Source organism: Pseudomonas sp. 44 R 15, assembly GCF_900004965.1.
GTDB classification, from domain to species: Bacteria; Pseudomonadota; Gammaproteobacteria; order Pseudomonadales; family Pseudomonadaceae; genus Aquipseudomonas; species Aquipseudomonas orientalis_A.
Genome location: NZ_CVTU01000098.1, coordinates 42,600 through 63,523 on the forward strand (window position 1 = coordinate 42,600; position 20,924 = coordinate 63,523).

The following is a 20,924-nucleotide window of genomic DNA, read 5'->3' on the forward strand; positions in this document are numbered from 1 at the left end:
GGGGCGCCTGAGATCAAAAGCAGATCAAGATCAAGAGCGGCTCGCTTCGCATCGTGGTTACGGTGGGTGCTACGGAGTTGTGTAGATACCTATGGCTTGCCCCCGATGATCTTAAGGGCCCTGCTGATCCACCTGATACACCACCGGCTTTTCACCCTCCACCAGCGCCGTCACACTATGCGCGGCATACCCATCTTTTTGCGCGTCCGAAAAATTCGCCACCAACCGCGTCCCATCAGCGAACGTCGTTTGCTGGAGCAGTTTGTCCGCCGTCAGCCAGCGAAAATCAGTCATCGCCCGCGTCGCCAACCGCTCATGCAGCGGGCGGAAAAACCGGTCCTGGCGCTCAATCACCGGCAGCCGTTCCTTGAGCGTTGCTGCACTGACGTGATACAGCGGCGGCACGTTGTAGAGCAGTTGGGCCAGCTCATTCTCCGCCTGCACATTGCTTAACTTCAGGCTGTCGAACAACCAGTGATGGGTGGTAATCACCGAGCCGTGGAACACCGCCTGATACAGCGGCAGGCGCATCGTCGGATCGAAATACACCGTGCGCAGCGGCGCTTTCAAGGGCACCCGTTTGAAGAACACGGCCGGTTGCTCCGGCGGGTACCACTTGCCGACGTAGTTGGGTGACTGCAGGTCCTGGGTCATCTCCCGGTCACCCCAGCCGATCACCGGTGTTTGCATGCCATGGGCAAACAGGATGCCCTGGGCGGTGATGGCGTTGCCGTCTTCGGAGCCTGTGGGCAGTTTGAGCGAGGTGTTGATCCAGCGCGACGCGTCGATATTGGCCTGGGCATTTTGCGCCTGGGTCATCGGCGCACCGTCGCGGTAACTGTCATACAGCATGCTGGTGGCATAGGCATCGAGGAACCAAGCGTTGTAGCCCGCCGCGCCCTGCACCGCCTTTACCCGTGCCTCCAGCAAAGGCCGCACACAGCGCGGATCGGTGTAGTGACCGGACTGCTGGAAGCCGGTTTTCAACGTGCCGTCTTTCAACATGATTGCGCAGTCGCGGTAGGCCTTGCCGCCCAGATGGGCCGTGGTCCAGTCGGGATTTTCCGTAGCCGAAAGCGCCGTTCCATAGGAATCATAGGGGGCGACCAGGTAACCGGCATCCACCCCCGCGCGAATCGCTTCGGGATGCCACAGGCCGCCTTCCCAGCCTTCGCCGAGTGTCAGCATCAAGCGCTTGAGCCCAGCGTCGCGCAAGGCCTGGATGCTCGAATTGCCCCAGGTTTCGGGGCGATCAGCCAACGCGCCGGCGAAATCCACGGCCAGTTCGCGACGCAACTCGCCGTAGCGAGCGGCAAGGCGATTCATGTCGGGTTCCGCCACCTGCCAAGCCTGCCGGGCCTTCTTGTTGATAGCCCCATTGAAGCCGCGCAACAGCACGGTTTGCTCGTAGCGATTCAACGCGCCTGCCTGCGCGAGCACCTGTGCGGATTCCTTGCCCATCAGCTCACTGAGCTCGTGCGTGCGCAGGCGTTTGATCAACGCGGGCCAATCACGTACATCATCGAGCGTGAGCAAGTCGTTGCCCCACAGGTAAACGTGACTGGCGCCGAGCAATTTTACCGCCTCGGGGGTTTGCCGCAGCTTGTCCGCCAGTGACTCGTAACGGCCCTGCTCGACCAGCCACTGACGATAACGCCTGGCGCCGGCCAACGGGTCGGCCTCGCCCAGATGCAAGCGCAGGGTCATCGGTGTCGAAGGCTCGAGCGAGGTAAATTCATGGGACACGGACAGCGCCATACCCTGGCCGTCCGCCTGCCATTCGAGGCGATTGTTATAGGGGTTGGTCAGCAGCCAGTTGAACGTGAAGCGCCCATGATCCACGCCCCATAACGGCAGGCTGAGGTCCTGGGTGGTACTGAACTCGCCCCACCCGATCAGGAAATCTTTCCACACGGCATTAGCGGCAGGCACGTAATGCCCCTCGGCCAACGGCCAGATCAGCCCCTGGCCCATGGCGCTGGCCGGCTGGCGCAGCAGGCCCAGCTTACCCGCTGCACGGGCAGTGATCGTCAGGGACAATTCGCGCTGTTCAAGCCGGGCCGTCAGGCGATACGCGCCGTTGTCCCACTGCCAGGAGACCTGTTCGGCATCGGCTTGCAGCGCGTTGACCGCATGGGCGGCGACACCGCTGGACGCTTGTACCGAAGCTTCGCCCGCGGGGGTGACGCGCAACGCCAGGGTGGCGGGATCGAGTTCGATACGCCACTGGGTATTTTTCAGCACGTTGGTGGCGAAGGTCGGCGGCGCAAGCACAAGCGCGCAGAGTAAAAGGAGTGGACGCAGGCACTGCATGGGAATCGACCTGGATAAGAAGAAGGCCGAAAGAGTAGAACATGCTCAGGCTCGCCGGGGCGGCAAGCGGCGGTTTCGGAAGCTTCCCACAGCCTGACAAGATGCAGATCCAAATGTAGGAGGGGGCAAGCCCCCTCCCACATTTTTTTAACCGCGTTGTTCCTGAGATTCCTGCTTGGGTTCGCGGATTTTGTACCAGGCCACATACAGGGCCGGCAGGAACAACAGCGTCAGCAACGTGGCGATGATAATCCCGCCAATCATCGCGTAGGCCATCGGCCCCCAGAACACTTCCCGGGCAATCGGAATCATGCCCAGGCTGGCGGCCGCAGCCGTGAGCAGGATCGGCCGGCGCCGATGCTCGGTGGCTTCCACCACCGCATCCCACGGCGTGTAACCGGCCACTTCGTACTCATGAATCTGCGTCACCAGAATCACCGAGTTGCGGATGATGATGCCAATCAGCGCCAGGATGCCCAGGATCGCCACGAAGCCCATGGGCGTGCCCGTGGGAATCAGCGCCAGCACCACGCCGATCAAACCCAGCGGGGCGACACTGGCCACCAGGAACATCTTCTGCACGCTGTGCAACTGGATCATCAGGAAGGTCGCCATCAGGAACAGCATCAACGGCACCACGCTGGCGATCGGGCCCTGGGCCTTGCCGCTTTCTTCCACGGTACCGCCGGTGGCGACTTTGTAGCCCACCGGCAAACCGTCGCTGAACTTCTGGATAGTCGGCGCCAGCTGCTTGACCAGGTCGGTCGGCTGCATCTCGTCACGCACTGCGGCCTTGATGGTAATCGTCGGCTTGCGGTCGCGGCGCCACACCAGCGGTTGCTCCAGTTCGTAGCGCACCGTGGCGAAGGCCAGCAACGGAATCGAGGTGCCGTTGGGTGTGACGATCTGCAGGTTCTGCAGGGTTTCCGGCGTACCACGCTCGGCGTCTTCAGCACGGCCGACCACATTGATCAGGTAAATATCGTCATGCACCTGGGTGACCGACGCGCCGCTGACCACGCTGTTCATCAATTGCGCGACGTCTTCGGACGACAACCCCAATTGCCGCGCCTTGTCCTGGGCGATGTCGATGCGCAAGACTTTGCCCGGCTCGTTCCAGTCGTAGATGATTTCGCCCAAGTGGGTGTTCTGGTCGAGCAAGGTCGCCAGTTCGATGGCGTGCTTGCGCACCTGGTCGGTGTCCTTGCCGGACACGCGGTACTGGATCGGCCGGCCCACCGGCGGGCCCATTTCCAGCGGCTGCACGAAGCTGCCGATACCGACGAAATCATCGCGCAGGCGCTTCTGCAGACGCGTAATCAACTCGCCGCGCTCTTCCAGGCCTTTGCTGACGATCACCAGCTGCGCGTAGTAGGGGTTCTCCAACTGCTGGTCCAGCGGCAGGTAGAAACGGATCGCACCCTGGCCGATGTAGGTGCTCCAGCGCGCGATGTCCGGGTCGTCCTTGATGATGGCTTCGAGGCGGTCGACCGCCTTGCGCGTCTCGTTGATCGAGGCGTTCTGCGGCAGGTTCAGGTCAACCAGGATTTCCGGGCGATCCGACGACGGGAAGAACTGGTTCTGCACGAACTGCATGGAAAACACCGAGGCCACGAACAGCGCCACGGTGATGCCGATGGCCCACCAGCGGTTGCGCATGGCCCAGAGCATGCCGCCATTGAAGGCGCGGCCGATGCGCCCCGGCTCGGCGTCGTGCGGCTTCACCTTGGCGCTGAGGATATGCACGCCGATCACCGGCGCAAACAGCACTGCCACGACCCACGACACCAGCATGGCCACGGCGATCACCGCGAACAGCGTAAAGGTGTACTCGCCCGCCGAGCTGGCGTTAAGACCAATCGGCACAAAACCGGCCACGGTCACCAGCGTGCCGGTAAGCATCGGAAACGCCGTGGAGGTATAGGCGTAGGTCGCGGCCTGCTCCTTGGTTTCGCCTTTTTCCAGGCGTGTGATCATCATCTCCACGGTGATCATCGCATCGTCCACCAGCAGGCCGAGGGCGATGATCAAGGCGCCCAACGACACCCGCTGCATGGTGATGCCGCTGTATTCCATGAACACGAACACCAACGCCAGCACCAGCGGAATCGAGCACGCCACCACCAGCCCGGCGCGCATGCCCAGGCTGATAAAGCTCACCACCAGTACGATGATCACCGCTTCGAACAGCGCACTGGTAAAGCCGCCGACGGCCTCTTCCACCACTTCGGCCTGATCCGACACCTTGTGCACGCCGACGCCCACCGGCAGGTCGGCGGTCAGCTCATCCATGCGCCCGTGCAGCGCCTTGCCGAACGACTGGATATTGCCGCCCTTCTGCATCGCAATCGCCAGGCCGATCGCCGGCTTGCCGTTGAAACGGAACATCGGCCGTGCCGGGTCGACGTAGCCACGGCTGATCTCGGCAATGTCGGCCAGGCGATAGAAGCGGTCATTGAGGCGCAGGTTGACGTTGGCCAGGTCCTTCTCCGAGGCGAACTGCCCGGAGGTGCGCACTGAAATCCGCTCCGGCCCGGCCTCGATCACCCCGGCGGGCGTGACCGCGTTCTGCGACTGCAGGCTTTGCACCACCTGGCGCTGATCGATGCCCAGCGCGGCCAGTTTGCGCGTGGAAAAATTCAGGTAAATCACTTCGTCCTGCTGGCCGATCATCTCGACCTTGCCCAGCCCCGGCACCGAGCGGATCTCGGCGCGCACCTGCTCCACGTAATCGCGCAGCTGGCGCATCGACAGGCCGTCGCCGGTAAAGGCGTATACCGAACCGAACACATCACCGAACTCGTCGTTGAAGGACGGCCCCTGCAAGCCTTGGGGGAAGGTGCCGCGAATATCGTCGATCTTCTTGCGAACCTGGTACCAGATCTCCGGGATGGCCTTGGCGCTGGTGGTGTCCTTAAGGAACACGAACACCGTGGACTCGCCCGGCCGGGTGTAGCTCTTCACGTAGTCGAGGGAGTCGAGTTCTTCGAGCTTTTTCTCGATGCGGTCAGTGACCTGCTTGAGGGTTTCTTCCTGGGTCGCGCCCGGCCAGCGGGTCTGGATCACCATGGTCTTGATGGTGAACGAGGGGTCTTCCTCGCGCCCCAGGTTCATGTACGAAAACACGCCCATCAAAAGCGCGACGAACATCAGGTACCACACGAAGGACTGATGCTTGAGGGCCCAGTCGGATAAGTTGAAGCTCCCTTTCATCGCGGGCTGTCCTCGTCGATTTTGACTTTTTGCCCGGGTTTCAGGCTGTTCACACCGGCGGTGACAATGCGTTCACCGGGTTTGACGCTGCCGTTGAGCACGGCGCTGTCGGCATCCCGGCTGACGACCGTGACGTCACGCGGCTGCACCGTCTGGCTCTGGGTGTCGAGCAGCCAGATGCGGGTCTTGCCGTCGACGTCCTGCAGAGCGCTCAGGGGCAGTTCGATACGCGGCGCGATGGCGCTGCTCAAGGTGACGCTGATGGCGGTACCCAGGCGGAACGCGGCGGGCGTTTCGGTCAGGCTCAGGCGTGCGCGACGGGTACGCGTGGCGCTTTGGGCCTGAGGCTCGATCTCGCGCACGATGGCGGTGGTCTGCACGCTCGGGTCCAGTTGCCCGGCGACGAGGAACACCACATCTGCGGGCAAGCGTTCGGCCAGCCCGGCGGGCAGGTCGATCACCGCTTCCTTGACGTCCGGGCGCGCAAGCGTCACCACTTGCTGACCGGCGCTGACCACCTGGCCGGCCTCGGCATTCCAGGCGGTGACGATGCCGGCGTGGTCGGTGCGCAGTTCGGCGTAGTTGAGCTGGTCCTTGGCCTGGTTGACCGATGCGCGCGCCTGATCGAGGGTGGCCTGGGTGGTTTTCAGGTCAGTCTGGGCCACGTCGAGCTGGGCCTGGGCACCGACGCCACGGTTGAACAGTTCCTGCTGGCGGCGGGCATTGGCCTGGGCATTGATGAACTGCGCCTGTACGCGCGCCAGGTCGCCCTGGGCGGCGCGCAATTGGTTCTGCTGGTCGGTGGGGTCGAGCACTGCAAGCAGGGCGCCCTTCTCCACCTCAGCGCCCACGTCCACGGCGCGACGCGCAATACGCCCGGGGACACGGAAACCCAGGTTACTTTCGTAGCGCGCCTGAATGGTGCCGGCAAAGCGACCGAGGTTTTCCTGGTCTTCGGCCTTCACCTCCATGGACAACACCGGACGCACCGGTTCGGGCGGCGCTTCTTCTTTGGAGCAGGCCATCAGCAACAGGCTGGCGGCGACGATTACCGTCAGTTGCCTCATGGCTGGGCTCCTTGCTGGGCGATTTCAACCGGCATGCCGGGGTGCAGCAATTGCCCACCGGCCACCACAACTTTTTCGCCGCCTTTGAGGCCATCGCCGATGATCACTTTGCCGGTGAGGTAACGCGCCACCGTGACTTTATGCAATTGCGCCTTGCCGTCACCGTCCACCAGCCACACGGCGGGTTCACTGAGGTCCTTGGTCAAGGCCGACCACGGCAACTCGATGCTGGCCCTGGCCGGGCCATTGGCGGTGGCGCTGACCACCGAGCCCAACTCCATGCCAGTGGGCAGGCTTTGCAGGGCGATCTTCACCTGCACGGTGCCGGTATTGGCGGCCACGGCCGGGGTGACTTCGCGGACCTTGCCCACGGCCTTGATACTCGGGTTGTCCAGCAGACTGACGGTAATCGGCGCATCCGACGGTGGTTCCACCAGCAAGGACTCATAGACGTTGAACACCGCATCACGCTCGCCATCTCGGGCCAGGCTGAAGATCGGCATGGTGGCCTGGACCACCTGGCCGACTTCGGCCTGGCGCGCGGTGATGATGCCCGGCGCGTCGGCGATCAGCGCGGTATAGCCGAGTTGCTCACGGGCGTTGGCCAACTGGGCCTGGGCGGCGGCCAGGGCGCTCTGGCTGCCGCGCAGCGCGGCCTGGGCGGAATCGTATTCGCTGCGGCTGGTGTAGCCCTTGGGCAAGAGTTTTTCCTGGCGCACGAAGGCAGCGGCAGTCTGCTTGACCCGCGCCTGCTCGGCCACGACCTGGGCCTGGGCGGAGTCGACGTTGGTCTGCAGGTCCTTGGGATCGAGTTTGGCCAGCACCTGCCTGGCCGTCACCCGGTCGCCCACATCGACCATGCGCTGGATGATCTTGCCACCCACGCGAAAGGACAAATCGGTTTGCACCCGCGCCTGGATATCGCCGGTCAGCGTGACCGCCGCAGCGAAATCCGCAGGCTGCACGGTTTGCACGAACACCCGGGAATGGGCTTTGGGTTCGGTCTTTTCCTCACCACAGCCGCCAAGCAGCGTCAGTAAGCCAAATCCGAGTAAAAATGCCGAAATGCGACCGCCCATGCAGGCTCCTTTTGCGTGATGCCGACTTGCCAGTGTCTATGCGACTGTGAGCTTAGTTCAGGGTTCCTTATGTGCATGGAGGATCCCATACTCCAATGGAGGCCGCCATCGGGGGCAAGCCCCCTCCCACACTGAATTGGGTTCACACGTTCTGGCGTGTGAATACAGTCAAATGTGGGAGGGGGCTTGCCCCCGATGAGGCCGGTACAGTCAGCACAAAAGCCAGGAATCAGCCCTGCCACTTGCCGCCTTCAACAATCACACTCTCAGGCTTGGTGTCATCACTCAGCTCTTTACGCACATATTGGTCATACAGCTTGAGCAAGAACTTCTCTTCGCCCAGCTTCGCCAACTCCGCATTCACCCAGTCGCGCAGTTCGATATTGCCCTTCTTCACCGCCGGGGCAATCGGCGCTTCATCACCGAGTTTCTGCTCCAGCACACGGTAGCCCGGGTTCTGCTTGGCCCAGCTGAACAGCACCAGGTTGTCCTGCGCGTAGGCATCGCCACGGCCGGCCGACAGCGCTTGCAGCGACTCGGAGTTTTTCTCGAACTTGAGCAGTTTCCAGTCCGGGTGGTTCTTGGTCAGCCAGATATCGGCAGTGGTGCCCGTGGTGACGATGGTGGTGCGGGTCGCCAGGTCATCCAGGCTTTTGACCGCGCTGTCATTCGGCACCAGGGCCTGTACCGCGACTTTCAGGTTGGGATTGGTGAAGTCCACCGCTTGCTTGCGCTCCGGCGTGACCGTCATGTTGGCCAGGATCAGGTCGACCTTGTCGCTCTGCAGGAACGGGATACGGCTGGCGGGCTCCACGGCGACGAACTCGACTTTGTTCTCATCGCCCAGCAGGTCCTTGGCGAATTGGCGGCCAATGTCGGTATCGAAGCCCACATAGCGGCCAGCCTCGTCGACGAAGCCGAACGGTGGTTTGTCGGTGAAGACACCAACGATCAGCTTGTCCCGCGCCTTGATCTTGTCGATGTAGCTGACAGCCGCAGGTTTTACCGGCTCTTCGGCCTTTTTATCGCAGCCGGCCAGTAAGGCGACGGCCAACAGTGGCAGCAGTAACTTTTTCATATCAGCTCTGGTTCCTTGCTCTTTTTGGGCAGTGTTGAAACAAAGGAGAACTTCTCCAGGAACTGCTGCGCGCGTGCGGTCTGCGGGTTCGTAAAGAATGCCTCGGGGGTGTTGTGTTCGAGGATGCGACCGGCCTCCATAAACACCACGCGGTCGGCGACGGCGCGGGCGAAGGCCATTTCGTGGGTGACGATCAGCAGGGTCATGCCATCGCGGGCCAGGCCCTGGATGACTTCCAGCACTTCCTTGACCATCTCCGGGTCAAGGGCGGCTGTGACTTCATCAAACAGCATGACCTGTGGGTTCATGCACAACGACCGCACGATGGCGATGCGTTGCTGCTGGCCACCGGAGAGCTGGCGCGGGAAGGCGTCGCGCTTGTCGGCCAGGCCCACGCGTTCGAGTAATTGTTCAGCTTGCGCGCGGGCTTCACGCGGGTCGCGTTTTTGCACCTTGAGCGGGCCGAGCAAAATATTGTCGAGCACACTCATGTGCGGGAACAGGTGGTAACTCTGGAACACCATGCCAATGTCCTGGCGCACCTGGCGCCAGTCGGTGTGCTTGTCCAGAAGCTCACTGCCGGCAAACCGCAGGCTGCCGCTGTGAGCGACTTCCAGCCCATTGAGGCAGCGCAGCAAGGTACTTTTGCCGCAACCGCTGGGGCCGAGGATCACCACCACTTCGCCGCTTTGCACACTCAGGTCGATGCCCTTGAGCACCTGCGCCTGGCCGAAGAATTTGTTGAAACCCTGAAACTCGATCAATGCGCTCATGCTTGGGCCCAGCGCCGTTCCAGCACCTTGGAGGCAGCCGACAACGGGTAGCAGATAAAGAAGAAAAACAGGAACAGCGCGCCGTAGATCAATACCGACTCGTAGGTGCGCTCGATGATTTGCTGGCCGACCTTGATCACATCCACCACACCGATCAGCACCGCCAGCGAACTGGTCTTGATGATGCGCGTGTAGACGTTGATGGTCGGCGGCGTCATGCGCTTGAGCGCCTGGGGCAGCAGTACGTAGCCGTACAGCTGCGGGGCGGACAACCCAATCGACAAGCCCGCTTCACGCTGACCGCGCGGCAGTGAATGCAACGCGCCGCGCACCACTTCACCGACCTCACTGGCGCCCCACAGCGACAACACCAATACCGCGCACCAGAAACTCGGCAGGCTCAGACCAAAGAAGATCGGCAGGCCGAAAAACAGCAGGTACAACCACACCAGCACCGGAATCGCCCGGAACAGCTCCAGGTACACCCGCAGCACAGCGTTGATCACCCTGCTGTTCAGCGTTCGCAGTACGCCATACAGCACGCCGCCGACCGTACTGAAGGCGATGCTCAAAAACGAAATCGACAGGGTTTGCGCAGCGCCCTTGCCCAGTTGCGGCAACGACACCCACAACAACTCAAGACCCGAACTGGCCATGCTGGAGCCTCCTTTCCAGGCGGCTGAGCAGCAGCGACAACGGCAGGAACAGCAGCACGCAAATCAGTGTCAGCACGGCGAGCATTTCATAGGTCTTGTAGTAGAGCGCGATGTAGCTCTTGGTGGTGTACAGAATCTCCGGCACCGCCACGGCGGAAACCACCGTGGTCTCCTTGAGCAGAAAAATGAAATTGGCGAACAACGCCGGCAGGCTGAGAATGCCGGCCTGGGGCAAAATCACATGGCGCAGCAGTTGCCAGTCGGACAGGCCGATGGACTTGCCCGACTCGATCTGCGCCTGCGGCACCGCCTCCACGCCGGCGCGCAGCACTTCGGTGAGGTAGGCGCCGCCGAGAAAGGTCATGGTGATGATCGCCGCCCAGAACCCGGAGATATTCAGGCCCAGGGCCGGCAGCGCGAAGTACACGAAAAACAGTTGGATCAGCAGCGGCGTGTTACGCGCCAGCTCCACGTACAACGCCACCAGGCGTGACAGGTACGGCGTGCGAAAGACCAACAGCGCCGCATTGATCAGCGCCACCAGCATGGAGGTGGCAATCGCGATCAAGCCGACTTGCAGCGTCACCCCGACCGCCTTCAGAAACGCGGGCAAGGTGCTGATGATAAAAGCGAAATCGAAGGTCATGTGCAGTCCATATCGCCGCATGGATAATGCCGCGAGCGCAGTCCGTTCCGGCGTGGATAACGTCGGGTAGCGCGAACTTTAAAGGTATAAAAAGCAAACTTTAAATACCGAAATAGCATATTGATATCACCCAAAAAGCTAACCTGTGGATTTCTGGTTCGCAGCGCTCCCAATGTGGGAGGGGGCTTGCCCCCGATGGCGGAGTGTCAGTGACAAATATGCCGGCTGATACACCGCTATCGGGGGCAAGCCCCCTCCCACAGTTTTGGTTGCGTTAAAAAATTCAGCGCCAAAAAAAACGCCGACGCTGTAATAGCCGCCGGCGTTGAAACCTTGAAGGGGGTTTTGGCTTACATCAGAACGCCGGCACGACCGCGCCGCTGTACTTCTTCTCGATGAAGGCTTTGACTTCCGGGCTGGTCAGCGCCTTGGACAGTTTCTGGATAGCGTCGCTGTCCTTGTTGTCCGGGCGGGCGACCAGGAAGTTCACGTAAGGTGACTTGGCGTCTTCGATGATCAGCGCATCTTTGGCCGGATTCAGGCCGGCTTCCAGCGCGTAGTTGGTGTTGATCACGTCCAGGTCAACCTGGTCGAGTACGCGTGGCAGCAGAGCCGATTCCAGCTCCTTGAATTTGAGGTTTTTCGGGTTGTCCTTGATGTCCTTCGGCGTGGACAACGCGTTGGTCGGGTCTTTCAGGGTGATCAGACCGCTCTTCTGCAGCAGCAACAGGGCGCGGCCACTGTTGGAGCCTTCGTTCGGGATGGCCACGGTGGCGCCATCTTTGAGCTCGGAAATATTCTTGATTTTTTTCGAGTAACCACCGATGGGCTCGACGTGTACGCCGACCACGGTCACCAGGTTGGTGCCTTTACCTTTGTTGAAGTTTTCCAGGTACGGCAGGGTCTGGAAGTAGTTGGCGTCCAGGCGCTTCTCGGCCACTTGCACGTTGGGCTGTACGTAGTCGGTGAAGACTTTGATCTGCAGGTCCACGCCTTCCTTGGCCAGGGTTGGCTTGATCAGCTCGAGGATTTCGGCGTGCGGGATCGGGGTGGCGGCCACCACCAGTTTCTCGTTGGCCTGGGCGAAGCTGGCCGTCAGGGCAGCCGCCAGTGCGGTAAACAACAGAACCTTTTTCATGCAATGTCCTTTTAACGACCGTTTTCATGTGAGGTGCCAGCGAAGTGCTATCGCGGCGTGGAGTGGACAATACCTAGATTTTTTATTCCCGAACAATATCTTTTATTCACGTTGATATTCCATTTTGCTCATACAGGAATGTTCGCAGCGTCTCCTGTTCCGCAGGGCTGGCACTCGCGAAAATCCGCTGCACCTGCTCCAACGGCGAGCCGGCGCTGGGCAAGTTCAGATGCTCGGGCAGAATTTCATCGCCGCTGCTCACCAACAGCGCAAAGTGAATGACGTTTTCCAGCTCACGGGTGTTGCCCGGCCAGCTGTGATGCTCCAGCACTCGCTGGGCGGCGTCGCTGATCAGCGGCACCGGCAGGTCCAGGCGCTGGCTGTAGATGCCCAGGAAGTATTCGGCCAGGGACAGGATGTCGCCGACCCGCTCGCGCAGCGCCGGCAGGTCCAATTGACCTTCGCTCAAATAATGGAACAGGCGCTCATGAAACTTGCCCGCCGCCACCGCCTGGGCCAGGTCGATGCTGGTGGCTGCCACCAGGCGCACGTCCACCGGGCTTGGCTGCTGGGCACCGACGCGGGTGACTTCGTGGTTTTCCAGGGCGGCGAGTAACTTGACCTGGATCGGCAACGGCAAATCGCCGATTTCATCCAGGTACAAGGTGCCGCCATTGGCCGAACCGAACCACCCGGCCCGGCTGCTCGCCGCGCCGCTGTGGCTGCCGGCGGCATAGCCGAACAATTCCGCGTCGGCGTACGTCGGGCTGATCGCACCGCAGTTGACCGACACAAACAGGCCCGTGCGGTCACTGCCCCGGTGGATATGCCGCGCCAGCAGCTCTTTGCCGCTCCCCGTCTCGCCATGAATCAACACGGGCAACGCACGCGGTGCCAGATTTTCCAGGTCTTCGCGCAGCTGCCGCGAACGTGGATCGACGAACACCAACGCTTTGGCGCGGATGCTCAGTGGGCTTTTTTCGGCGTCGGGGAAGGTCAGCAACGGCTGGCCGTAGGTTTCATGCAGACTCATGGCAGGCTCCCGCCCCATCCACTCAAGGGACGGGGCGTTGAAATATTTTATGCGCGGCGTCGCGCGTGATGCTCGAGGCGACTTTGCAGGCGATAGAGGTAGGCAAATCCCTGCTCCCAGCGCTGATGGCCGGACTTCACATTGATATGCCCGGCGTCCGACAATATGCCGGCTTCAGCCCCCCAATGACGCGCCAGCTCCAATGCCCGTGGCGCACTGACGGCACTGTCGTTGTCGGAGCTGACCACCTGGCTGGGAAACGGCAACAGGTCGGTAGGAATCGGCGCAAAGTTGCGCAGGGCGGGGGCACAGGCCGGACGTTCGACATCCGCCGGCGCCACCAGCAAAGCACCGCGCACCTGGCGGAGGAACTGCACAGGCGCGGTGGCCGCCCAGTGCGCCACGGTGATGCAACCCAGGCTATGGGCGATCAGGATCACCGGCGTGCTGTCGGCGGCGATGGCCTCGGCCAGCGCGGCCACCCAGTCTTCACGGCGCGGGGTCAGCCAATCGTCCTGCTCCACGCGCGCACTGTTGGGCAGGCTGTTCTGCCAGTGACTTTGCCAATGTTCTTCTGGCGATCCTTGCCAGCCCGGCACGATCAGGTAACGAATCGACTCGCTGTGCATGGGTGTGCCCTCCTGCAGCGTTTAACGTTGCTGACCAGTATAGGGATGCGGTTTATATTCGTTAAGGAATAAGAAGCTATTTATTAATAACCAAAACCCCAATCCCGCATGCAGTCAGTGTGTGAGGGGGCTTGCCCCCGATAGTCATAAGTATCTACACAACTCAGCAACGCCCAACCGTAACCACGATGCGAAGCGAGTCGCTCTTGATCTTGATCTGCTTATGATCTCAGGCGCCCCGTTAAACCACGCTGGCCGAACGCAGGCTTGAATCCGTGGGTAACCCGGCAGGACGCCGGGTTAGCCGCACTGGGCCATGGATGGCCCATTGCGGCGGCCCACGGATTCAAGCCGGAGAGAGGGCACACCGAGCCTAGGCGAGGTGCCGAGTGGTGGGGCAAGAGGGTTTTGCTTACTTTTGCGCTTTTCAAAAGTGAGCCGCCGTCAGGGCGGAACCCTAAGTGGCCGTGACCGCAGTAACGGATATGTACTCGTTCCAATCCAACATCCTGGTCGGCCCAGAGGCCGCCATCGGGGGCAAGTCGAATCGTCGCACCGCCCCTCCCACATTTACCTCATCGGCCATACATAAAAAAAGGCCGCACCCTGCCAAGGAAACGGCCCAAAAATCGTCGAGGCTGTTGTGCAACTAACGAGCGGTTATCACCGACAGCTTGGTAATCCCCGCGCGCTCGATAGACGCCATGGCTCGCGCCACTTCGCCGTAGTTCACTCCATCGTCAGCCTGCAGTTGCACCCGCACATCGGGGTCCTTGGCCTTGGCCGCCTGCAGGTTGAATTCCAGCAGGTCCGGCTGGATTTCGTCCTTGTTGATAAACAGCTTGCCGGCACCGTCGATGCTCACCACCAACGGGTCTTTCTGCTCGACCGGGGCCACGGCCTCGGTCTTGGGCAGGTTGATCGGGATCGAGTTGGTCAGCAGCGGCGCGGTGACGATAAATACCACCAGCAGCACCAGCATCACGTCCACCAGCGGCGTGACGTTGATCTCGCTCAGCACCTCATCACTGTCTTGCGTGGAAAAGGCCATCTCAGGACGCCTCCTTCACTTTCTGCGGGTTGCCGACGCTGGCTTTGTTCAGCGCCGGATGCAGCAGCACACGGAAGGCGTTCTTTTGCGCCAGGCTGTAGAAGTCGTGGGCAAAGTCGTCAAGGTCGGCAGCCGTCAGCTTCAGGCGGCGCAGGAAATAGTTGTAGACCAGCACCGCCGGCACCGCGACGGCAATCCCCACCCCCGTTGCGACCAGCGCCGCACCGATGGGCCCGGCCACGGTTTCCAGGCTGGCTGAACCGGCGGCGCTGATGCCCTTGAGCGCCTCCATGATGCCCCACACGGTGCCGAACAGGCCGATAAACGGCGAGGTACTGCCGATACTGGCGACCACCGCCAAGCCGGTTTCCAGGGAGCGGCGCTCACGCACGATTTGCTGGCGCAAGGCCCGCTCGAGGCGGTCCTGGTGATTGATGGCCTGGCTCAGGTCAGCCGCGTGCTGCGTATCGCCAACCTGGATCGCGGCATACCCGGCCCGAGCCACCCGTGCCGCCGCACCCGGTTGGGTGTCGGCCAACTCGGCGGCGGCGTCGAGGCTCGATGCGGCCCAGAACTGTTTATGAAACTTGCGATCCTGGGCCTTGAGACGCCCGAACTGCACGCCCTTCAACAATGCCAAGCCCCAGGTGGCGACTGAAAAGACCACCAGCAACCAGATCACCGCGCTTTCGATGGATTCAAGTGGAGATGCCAAAGCCATGATGTTTTCCCTCTGTGCCGCTGAATAATTAATGAATCTTGAAATCGATCGGTACGCTGACCCAGCCGTCCTGGGCTACTTCACCCTGCTTGGCCGGCACGAAGTTCCAACGCTTCACGGCGGCCAATGCGGCGTCATCGAGTTGCTGGCGACCGCTGCTTTTCTGCAGCTGGATCTCACCGGGTTTGCCGCTGGCCAATACGTGTACCCGCAGCAACACAGTGCCTTCCCAACCCCGCCGCTGAGCCAGTGACGGGTATTCCGGCGCCGGATTTTTCAAGTACGCGGCGTTGGCCGAAGCGGGCGTTACCGGTGCCGGCGCTGGTGGTGCAACCGGTGCCGGGGGCGCCGGTACCGGTGGCGCGGGCGGTTGTTCGACGGCCTTGGGTGCCGGCTTGGGCTCAGGTTTGGGCACAGGCTTGGGTTTGGGCTTTACTAGCGGTTTCGGCGGCGCCGGCTTGGCGGCCAACTCATCCACCACCGGCGGCGGTGGCTCGACCACGGGAGGTGGCGGCGGCACTGGCGGCGGCGGTGCAACCACCGGCGGCGCCGGCCGGGAAAACTCGATGGTCATCGGCGGGATTTCCGGCGGCACCACCGGCAGCACCGGGGTGGGCTTCTGGCTCACCCAATAGATCACCGCGCCGTGCAAGGCCAGCACCAACAAGCCCAACAGAATGCCTTCGCGCCGGCTGGAAAATCGCTTGGGGGTCTGCTGCAGGCGCAGCTGCCCCAACGGCGCGCGGTGCGGCCGGCCAAGGTCGACCAACTCACCGCTCGGTGCCAGGCGCCCTTGCGCCTCAGTGGCACGGGCGGCGGTCTGGACATTGCCCATTAATTCACTCCCTACGATTTTCAAACCTAAAAACCGACGGGCCTGCGTGGCAGGCCGTCCAGGGTTGAATCATCGGGCTGGGTGCTTATCTCTTAAAGTAATCTTTAAAGTTATGCTTATGCCTAATTTGAATAAATAAAACTGACTCATACGCCAAAGCCACGGTCTGCGCGGCCTGGCGCCGAGGTGGCATTTTTCAATGCGTTTCAGGCATGCAAAATATTCAGTAGAGGCATGGCCCAACGGGGCTGTTGGCGCACAAATCGAACAGTTCAGCCTGTAAGCACTGCCCTGCCGCACTGAGGCCGCTGCGGGCATACAACGCCAGGCGCACGCCTTGCACCACGGGCAAACCGCTCTCTGCGCCCAGCACCACATGCCCGGCCTGCACCACCCGCAGCGGCAACAGACTCACGCCCAACCCCGCCGCCACGGCCGAACACACGCTGGCCAGGCTCGCGCTGGAATAGCCGATACGCCAGCGCCAGCCGCCCACTTCAAGGTGGTGCAGCATTTCATTGCGGTACAGGCCGCCCACGGGAAACGCCACCAGCGGCAACGGGTCGCGTCCCAGGCACGGCGTGCTGCGGCTGTCCACCCAGCACAGCGGCTCGGGCCACGAGGCCAGGCAGTCATCGCTGCTGCCCATCTGCTTGACCAGCAACACGTCGAACTCACCGCTGCGGTATTGGCGCTGCAGCTCGGGGCCCAGGCCGCTGGTGACCTCCAGGCGCACCCGTGGATAGGCCAGCACAAACGCCGAGAGCAACGGCATCAACCGCTGCGCTGCGAAATCCTCCGGCACACCGAGGCGCAACACGCCGTCGCTTTGCTGGTTGATCAACACATCGGCGGCTTCTTCATGCAGCGCCAGGATGCGTCGTGCATAGCCCAGCAGGCGCTCGCCTTCGGCAGTGGCGACGACACGGCGTTGATCGCGGTCCAGCAACTGGCACGCCACGGCATCTTCCAGGCGGCGGATCTGCTGGCTGACGGTGGATTGGGTCAAGTGCAGGCGCTCGGCGGCGCGGGTGAAGTTGCCGCAATCGACCACAGCGACAAAGCTGCGCAGTAATACGGGATCGAACATGGTCATTCTCTTTGCCACTGGCTGGCATGGTTATATTTAATTTCAGAATACCCGGGGCGCTGGCCATACTCACGCCACATTTACCGGGTGCACAGGCGCTGCATGACCCTCAATAAGTCCTTTGCAGGCTGGTGCCTGCTGGTAGTGCTCGGCCTCAACCTGCGGCCGATCCTCAGTTCCATCAGCCCGTTGCTCGGCGAAATTCGCCAGGCCACCGGCCTGAGCTTCCAGAGCAGCGCCCTGCTGACCAGCCTGCCGGTCATCTGCATGGGCCTGGTGGCGCTGGTGGGCGTGCGCGTGGAAGCGCGGCTCGGTGAACGGCGCGGTATCGCCCTGGGCCTGGTGATGATTCTGCTGGCGTGCCTGGCGCGCTGGCTGATGGGCCAGGCGTCGGCGCTGCTGGTCACCGCGTTGCTCGGTGGTGCGGGCGTGGCGCTGATCCAGGCGCTGGTGCCGGCGATGATCAAGCGCGAGTTTCATCAGCGCGTACCGGTGGCGATGGGCGTGTATTCGGCCTCACTGATGGCCGGCGGCGGCCTGGCGGCGTTGCTCAGCCCGGTGGTGGCGACGCACTTCCAGCAGTGGCAGGCCGGGTTGGGTGTGTGGCTGTTGCCGGCGCTCGCAGCCTTGTTGCTATGGACGTGGCTGCCGCTGGGCGCCGCCAGGAGTCCACACGTGGCGCCCGCCTTCAAGGGGCTGCGCAACCGTCGCGCGTGGTTGCTCGCGCTGTATTTCGGCCTGGTCAACTGCGGCTACATGAGCATGGTGGCCTGGCTGCCTGCCTACTATCAGCAACTGGGGTGGGGCGTGCTGCCCAGCGGCTCGCTGCTGGCGTTCATGACCATTTTCCAGGTGATCGCCGCGCTGCTGATGCCGGTGCTGGCACAACGCGGCATCGACCGCCGCCCACTGCTCGGCATCAGCCTGGTGGCGCAGACCCTCGGCTACCTCGGCCTGATCATCGCGCCGCAGGCCTTTCCCCATGTGTGGGTGGCCCTGTGCGGCTTCGGCCTGGGCGCGTGCTTCGCCCTGAGCCTGCTGCTGACCCTCGACCATCACCGCGACCCGCGCCAGGCCGGGCAACTGGCCGCCTTCGTCCAGGGCGTGGGCTTTTTGATCAACGCCGTTTCGCCCTGGCTGACCGGTTGGCTGCGCGAACTGACCGGCAACTTTGTCAGCGCCTGGATCGTGCTGACACTGACCGTGCTGGCCATGCTGCTGGTGACGCGGGTGTTCAGCCCGGCCACCTACCGCACCGGGCTAGAAGTCGTAGCGCCCGGTCACGCCTAGGGTACGCGGGGCGCCCAGCAGGCCTTCGTATCCGCCGTTGCCGCCGGTCCACAGGGTGGTGTAGTAGGTTTTGTCGAAGGCGTTTTTCAGCCACAGCGACACGTCCCACTGGCCCTGTTGGTAATTGCCGCGCAGGCCGGTGGAGAGATTGACCAACGCATAGGCCGGGATCTGCCCGTAGTCGGAATCTTCCACGGTGCCCACCGCCTTGGAGCGGAAGGCATAACTGGCGGTGACGTAGGGTTCAAAGCCGTTATCCAGGTTCCACTTGTACTCGCCGTTGGCGTTGGCGATCCATTTCGACGCGCCCACCACCTGGTGGCCGGTGAGGTCGCAGGACGTCGGTGCGCCGGGGCGCAGGCTGACTTCCGGCGGGCATGGCGCGTCCTTGTAAGACAGGTAACTCACATCGTTGAAGGAGCCGTTGAGGTTCAGCGTCAGGCCCTTGATCGGCACCAGCGTACTTTCCACTTCCACCCCCCGCGAGCGCACGGAGCCGGCGTTGGTGAGGTACTGCACACGGTTGTCCTGGTCGTAGGCGTTGGTCTGGTAGCCATTGACCTGGGTCCAGAACAGGTTGGCGTTGAGTTGCAGGCGGCGATCCCACAACGTGCTCTTGAAACCCAACTCGGCGTTGTTGGCGCGCTCGGTGCCGATCAACAGCGAGTCGGCCCCCGCCGTCGGCGCCGAGCCCACCGCCAGGTTGACGCCGCCGGACTTCTCGCCGTGGGACAGCGTGGCGTAGCCCAGCAGGTTGTCATTGAAGTGGTAACTGAGGTTGAGCAGCCCCGACGGGGTGGCACTGTATTGCGTCAGGTCACCCGAGTCATACGCCCCGGTACGTCCGCGTCGCGCCGTGGCTGCGGCGCCGCTGACCGCAGCGCCGCCCAGCGGGGCATTGCGTGTCACCCAGGCACTTTTTTCTTCGTAAGTGCCGCGCAGGCCGGCGGTGAAATCCAGGCGTTCGGTCAGGTGCCAGGTGCCTTGGGCGAACAGCGCAAAACTGTCGGTGCGGATATGCCCGTTGCCGATGCTGCTCACGTTGCTCAACGCGCCGCTCGGCGTGCCGTTCCAGATGTCGGCCTGGGGGCCGTAATAGGCGAAGGACTTGTTATCCAGGTCAGAGCCGAAGTAGTAGGCGCCGAGCACGTAATCGAAAAACCCGCCTTGGGGTGAAGCCAGGCGAAATTCCTGGGACCACTGCTTGTCCTCCACCGATACGCCGGCGTTATACGAGGCCGGCACGTTAAGACCGTCATCGTTGCGCGGGGTGAAATTCCACCAGCGATAGGCACTGACCGACGTCAGGGTGAAATCGCTCGGCAAGGTCCAATTGGCCTCCAGCGAGGTGCCGCCCTGAAACACGGTGACGTGCTGGTCGTTGTCCAGGTTGACCTTGCGGTGGGTGCCATCGACCAGGGTCGCACCCGCGGCGTTGGCCCGGGACTGATAGAGGTTGGTGCCGTTGATGGTCGGCCCGGTGCTGTAGAGCACACGTGTACCGGCGCTGGAATCCTCCTCGTTGTAGTCGCCGATCCAGCGCAGGTTGAAGGCCTCATTGGGCTTGTACAGCAGTTGCCCGCGAAAGCCCTGGCGCGAACCGCCATTGAGGTCGTGCCCGTCATGTTCATTCTTGATGTCGCCGTCGCTGCGCGTGCGATAGGCCGAAAAGCGTCCCGCCAACTCATCGGTAAGCGGCCCGGAAATCGTGCCCTTGGTCTGGAAATAACCGTCCTCGCCCAACGAGGTTTCGATGCTGCGCTCCGGGGTGAAACTCGGCGCGCGGGTGCTGATATTGATTACCCCCGCCGTGGTGTTCTTGCCGAACAGGGTGCCCTGCGGGCCGCGCAATACCTCAAGCTGCTCGATGTCCATCAGGTCGAACACGGCCATGCCGGGGCGCCCGAGGTAGACGTTGTCGATATACAACCCCACGCTGCCCTCCAGGCCGTCGCTGGCCGGGTTGTTGCCCAGGCCGCGAATCGACACGCTGGACTGGCGCGCATGCATATAGGCGACGTTGACGCTGGGCACCAGCTGCTGCAGGTCCTGAATCCGATACACCCGCTGGCTCTCCAGCGCCTGGCCGCCGACCACGCTCATGGGCGTCGGTACCGCCTGGGCGCTTTCGGTACGCCGCCGCGCGGTGACCGTGACGGTTTCCAACTGGCCACTGGCGCTCTCGCCTGCCGGAGCCGGCTCGGCAGCATGACTGGGGGTCCAACTGGCACTGCCCGCCAGCAGCATCGCCAGGGGCAGGCGCTTGAAGGGTACAACGGGCTTGAACAGACTCATGGGCGGCTCCGGAACCC

General features: G+C 62.4%; 17 protein-coding genes. 1 reads left to right on the forward strand and 16 read right to left on the reverse strand.

Going from position 1 to position 20,924, the window contains the following annotated elements:
* Positions 1 to 111 precede the first annotated feature (111 nt).
* From BFP93_RS15860 to BFP93_RS15930, 15 genes are all read right to left on the reverse strand, one after another.
* The gene (locus BFP93_RS15860; RefSeq protein ID WP_065893809.1) at positions 112 to 2,313 is read right to left on the reverse strand and encodes a glycoside hydrolase; all 2,202 of its coding nucleotides are present in this window, start codon (positions 2,311 to 2,313) and stop codon (positions 112 to 114) included.
* Positions 2,314 to 2,460: 147 nt separating this feature from the next.
* Complete coding sequence (locus tag BFP93_RS15865) at positions 2,461 to 5,526, reverse strand: efflux RND transporter permease subunit (protein ID WP_065893810.1); 3,066 nt, start codon at positions 5,524 to 5,526, stop codon at positions 2,461 to 2,463.
* The gene (locus BFP93_RS15870; RefSeq protein ID WP_065893811.1) at positions 5,523 to 6,593 is read right to left on the reverse strand and encodes an efflux RND transporter periplasmic adaptor subunit; all 1,071 of its coding nucleotides are present in this window, start codon (positions 6,591 to 6,593) and stop codon (positions 5,523 to 5,525) included. Before BFP93_RS15870 ends, BFP93_RS15865 begins: the two co-directional genes overlap by 4 nt.
* Positions 6,590 to 7,672 (reverse strand): efflux RND transporter periplasmic adaptor subunit, encoded by a 1,083-nt coding sequence (locus BFP93_RS15875; protein WP_065893812.1) that lies wholly within the window; start codon positions 7,670 to 7,672, stop codon positions 6,590 to 6,592. Before BFP93_RS15875 ends, BFP93_RS15870 begins: the two co-directional genes overlap by 4 nt.
* 229 nt (positions 7,673 to 7,901) lie before the next feature.
* On the reverse strand, positions 7,902 to 8,750 hold the full coding sequence (locus BFP93_RS15880; RefSeq protein WP_065893813.1) for a transporter substrate-binding domain-containing protein: 849 nt from the start codon (positions 8,748 to 8,750) through the stop codon (positions 7,902 to 7,904).
* A complete protein-coding gene (locus tag BFP93_RS15885) occupies positions 8,747 to 9,523 on the reverse strand; it encodes an amino acid ABC transporter ATP-binding protein (protein WP_065893814.1) in 777 nt (258 codons plus the stop codon). The genes BFP93_RS15880 and BFP93_RS15885 overlap by 4 nt, the downstream gene beginning before the upstream one ends.
* Positions 9,520 to 10,179 carry an amino acid ABC transporter permease gene (locus BFP93_RS15890; RefSeq protein WP_065893815.1) on the reverse strand — a complete coding sequence of 220 codons (660 nt, stop codon included), beginning with the start codon at positions 10,177 to 10,179 and terminating at the stop codon, positions 9,520 to 9,522. Before BFP93_RS15890 ends, BFP93_RS15885 begins: the two co-directional genes overlap by 4 nt.
* Positions 10,160 to 10,825: an amino acid ABC transporter permease gene (locus tag BFP93_RS15895; protein ID WP_065893816.1), complete on the reverse strand. Its 666-nt coding sequence runs from the start codon at positions 10,823 to 10,825 to the stop codon at positions 10,160 to 10,162. Before BFP93_RS15895 ends, BFP93_RS15890 begins: the two co-directional genes overlap by 20 nt.
* A gap of 355 nt (positions 10,826 to 11,180) precedes the next feature.
* Entirely contained in the window at positions 11,181 to 11,963 is a 783-nt protein-coding gene (locus BFP93_RS15900; protein WP_065893817.1) for a MetQ/NlpA family ABC transporter substrate-binding protein, read from the reverse strand.
* 106 nt (positions 11,964 to 12,069) lie between these two features.
* A complete protein-coding gene (locus BFP93_RS15905) occupies positions 12,070 to 12,996 on the reverse strand; it encodes a sigma 54-interacting transcriptional regulator (protein WP_065893818.1) in 927 nt (308 codons plus the stop codon).
* A gap of 47 nt (positions 12,997 to 13,043) precedes the next feature.
* Positions 13,044 to 13,625 carry an alpha/beta hydrolase gene (locus BFP93_RS15910; RefSeq protein WP_065893819.1) on the reverse strand — a complete coding sequence of 194 codons (582 nt, stop codon included), beginning with the start codon at positions 13,623 to 13,625 and terminating at the stop codon, positions 13,044 to 13,046.
* A 649-nt stretch (positions 13,626 to 14,274) separates the two neighbouring features.
* Positions 14,275 to 14,676: an ExbD/TolR family protein gene (locus tag BFP93_RS15915; RefSeq protein ID WP_065893820.1), complete on the reverse strand. Its 402-nt coding sequence runs from the start codon at positions 14,674 to 14,676 to the stop codon at positions 14,275 to 14,277.
* Position 14,677: 1 nt separating this feature from the next.
* A complete protein-coding gene (locus BFP93_RS15920) occupies positions 14,678 to 15,397 on the reverse strand; it encodes a MotA/TolQ/ExbB proton channel family protein (protein WP_065893821.1) in 720 nt (239 codons plus the stop codon).
* Between the two features lie 28 nt (positions 15,398 to 15,425).
* The gene (locus BFP93_RS15925; RefSeq protein ID WP_065893822.1) at positions 15,426 to 16,232 is read right to left on the reverse strand and encodes an energy transducer TonB; all 807 of its coding nucleotides are present in this window, start codon (positions 16,230 to 16,232) and stop codon (positions 15,426 to 15,428) included.
* Positions 16,233 to 16,455: 223 nt separating this feature from the next.
* Positions 16,456 to 17,322, reverse strand: a complete 867-nt coding sequence (locus BFP93_RS15930) for a LysR family transcriptional regulator (RefSeq protein ID WP_065893823.1) — start codon at positions 17,320 to 17,322, stop codon at positions 16,456 to 16,458.
* Between the two features lie 102 nt (positions 17,323 to 17,424).
* Between BFP93_RS15930 and BFP93_RS15935 the strand changes: the two genes are divergently transcribed.
* Complete coding sequence (locus BFP93_RS15935; protein ID WP_065893824.1) at positions 17,425 to 18,612, forward strand: CynX/NimT family MFS transporter; 1,188 nt, start codon at positions 17,425 to 17,427, stop codon at positions 18,610 to 18,612.
* Here the strand turns inward: BFP93_RS15935 and BFP93_RS15940 are convergent.
* The gene (locus BFP93_RS15940) at positions 18,583 to 20,907 is read right to left on the reverse strand and encodes a TonB-dependent receptor (protein ID WP_065893825.1); all 2,325 of its coding nucleotides are present in this window, start codon (positions 20,905 to 20,907) and stop codon (positions 18,583 to 18,585) included. The two genes, BFP93_RS15935 and BFP93_RS15940, sit on opposite strands and share 30 nt — an antisense overlap.
* Between the last annotated feature and the right edge of the window lie 17 nt (positions 20,908 to 20,924).

Coding starts and splice junctions, on each gene's coding strand:
- BFP93_RS15870 (WP_065893811.1), bottom strand. CDS start 6,593: ATGAGGCAACTGACGGTAATCGTCGCCGCCAGCCTGTTGCTGATGGCC.
- BFP93_RS15865 (WP_065893810.1), bottom strand. CDS start 5,526: ATGAAAGGGAGCTTCAACTTATCCGACTGGGCCCTCAAGCATCAGTCC.
- BFP93_RS15895 (WP_065893816.1), bottom strand. CDS start 10,825: ATGACCTTCGATTTCGCTTTTATCATCAGCACCTTGCCCGCGTTTCTG.
- BFP93_RS15890 (WP_065893815.1), bottom strand. CDS start 10,179: ATGGCCAGTTCGGGTCTTGAGTTGTTGTGGGTGTCGTTGCCGCAACTG.
- BFP93_RS15905 (WP_065893818.1), bottom strand. CDS start 12,996: ATGAGTCTGCATGAAACCTACGGCCAGCCGTTGCTGACCTTCCCCGAC.
- BFP93_RS15915 (WP_065893820.1), bottom strand. CDS start 14,676: ATGGCCTTTTCCACGCAAGACAGTGATGAGGTGCTGAGCGAGATCAAC.
- BFP93_RS15925 (WP_065893822.1), bottom strand. CDS start 16,232: ATGGGCAATGTCCAGACCGCCGCCCGTGCCACTGAGGCGCAAGGGCGC.
- BFP93_RS15900 (WP_065893817.1), bottom strand. CDS start 11,963: ATGAAAAAGGTTCTGTTGTTTACCGCACTGGCGGCTGCCCTGACGGCC.
- BFP93_RS15930 (WP_065893823.1), bottom strand. CDS start 17,322: ATGTTCGATCCCGTATTACTGCGCAGCTTTGTCGCTGTGGTCGATTGC.
- BFP93_RS15885 (WP_065893814.1), bottom strand. CDS start 9,523: ATGAGCGCATTGATCGAGTTTCAGGGTTTCAACAAATTCTTCGGCCAG.
- BFP93_RS15860 (WP_065893809.1), bottom strand. CDS start 2,313: ATGCAGTGCCTGCGTCCACTCCTTTTACTCTGCGCGCTTGTGCTTGCG.
- BFP93_RS15940 (WP_065893825.1), bottom strand. CDS start 20,907: ATGAGTCTGTTCAAGCCCGTTGTACCCTTCAAGCGCCTGCCCCTGGCG.
- BFP93_RS15920 (WP_065893821.1), bottom strand. CDS start 15,397: ATGGCTTTGGCATCTCCACTTGAATCCATCGAAAGCGCGGTGATCTGG.
- BFP93_RS15935 (WP_065893824.1), top strand. CDS start 17,425: ATGACCCTCAATAAGTCCTTTGCAGGCTGGTGCCTGCTGGTAGTGCTC.
- BFP93_RS15875 (WP_065893812.1), bottom strand. CDS start 7,672: ATGGGCGGTCGCATTTCGGCATTTTTACTCGGATTTGGCTTACTGACG.
- BFP93_RS15910 (WP_065893819.1), bottom strand. CDS start 13,625: ATGCACAGCGAGTCGATTCGTTACCTGATCGTGCCGGGCTGGCAAGGA.
- BFP93_RS15880 (WP_065893813.1), bottom strand. CDS start 8,750: ATGAAAAAGTTACTGCTGCCACTGTTGGCCGTCGCCTTACTGGCCGGC.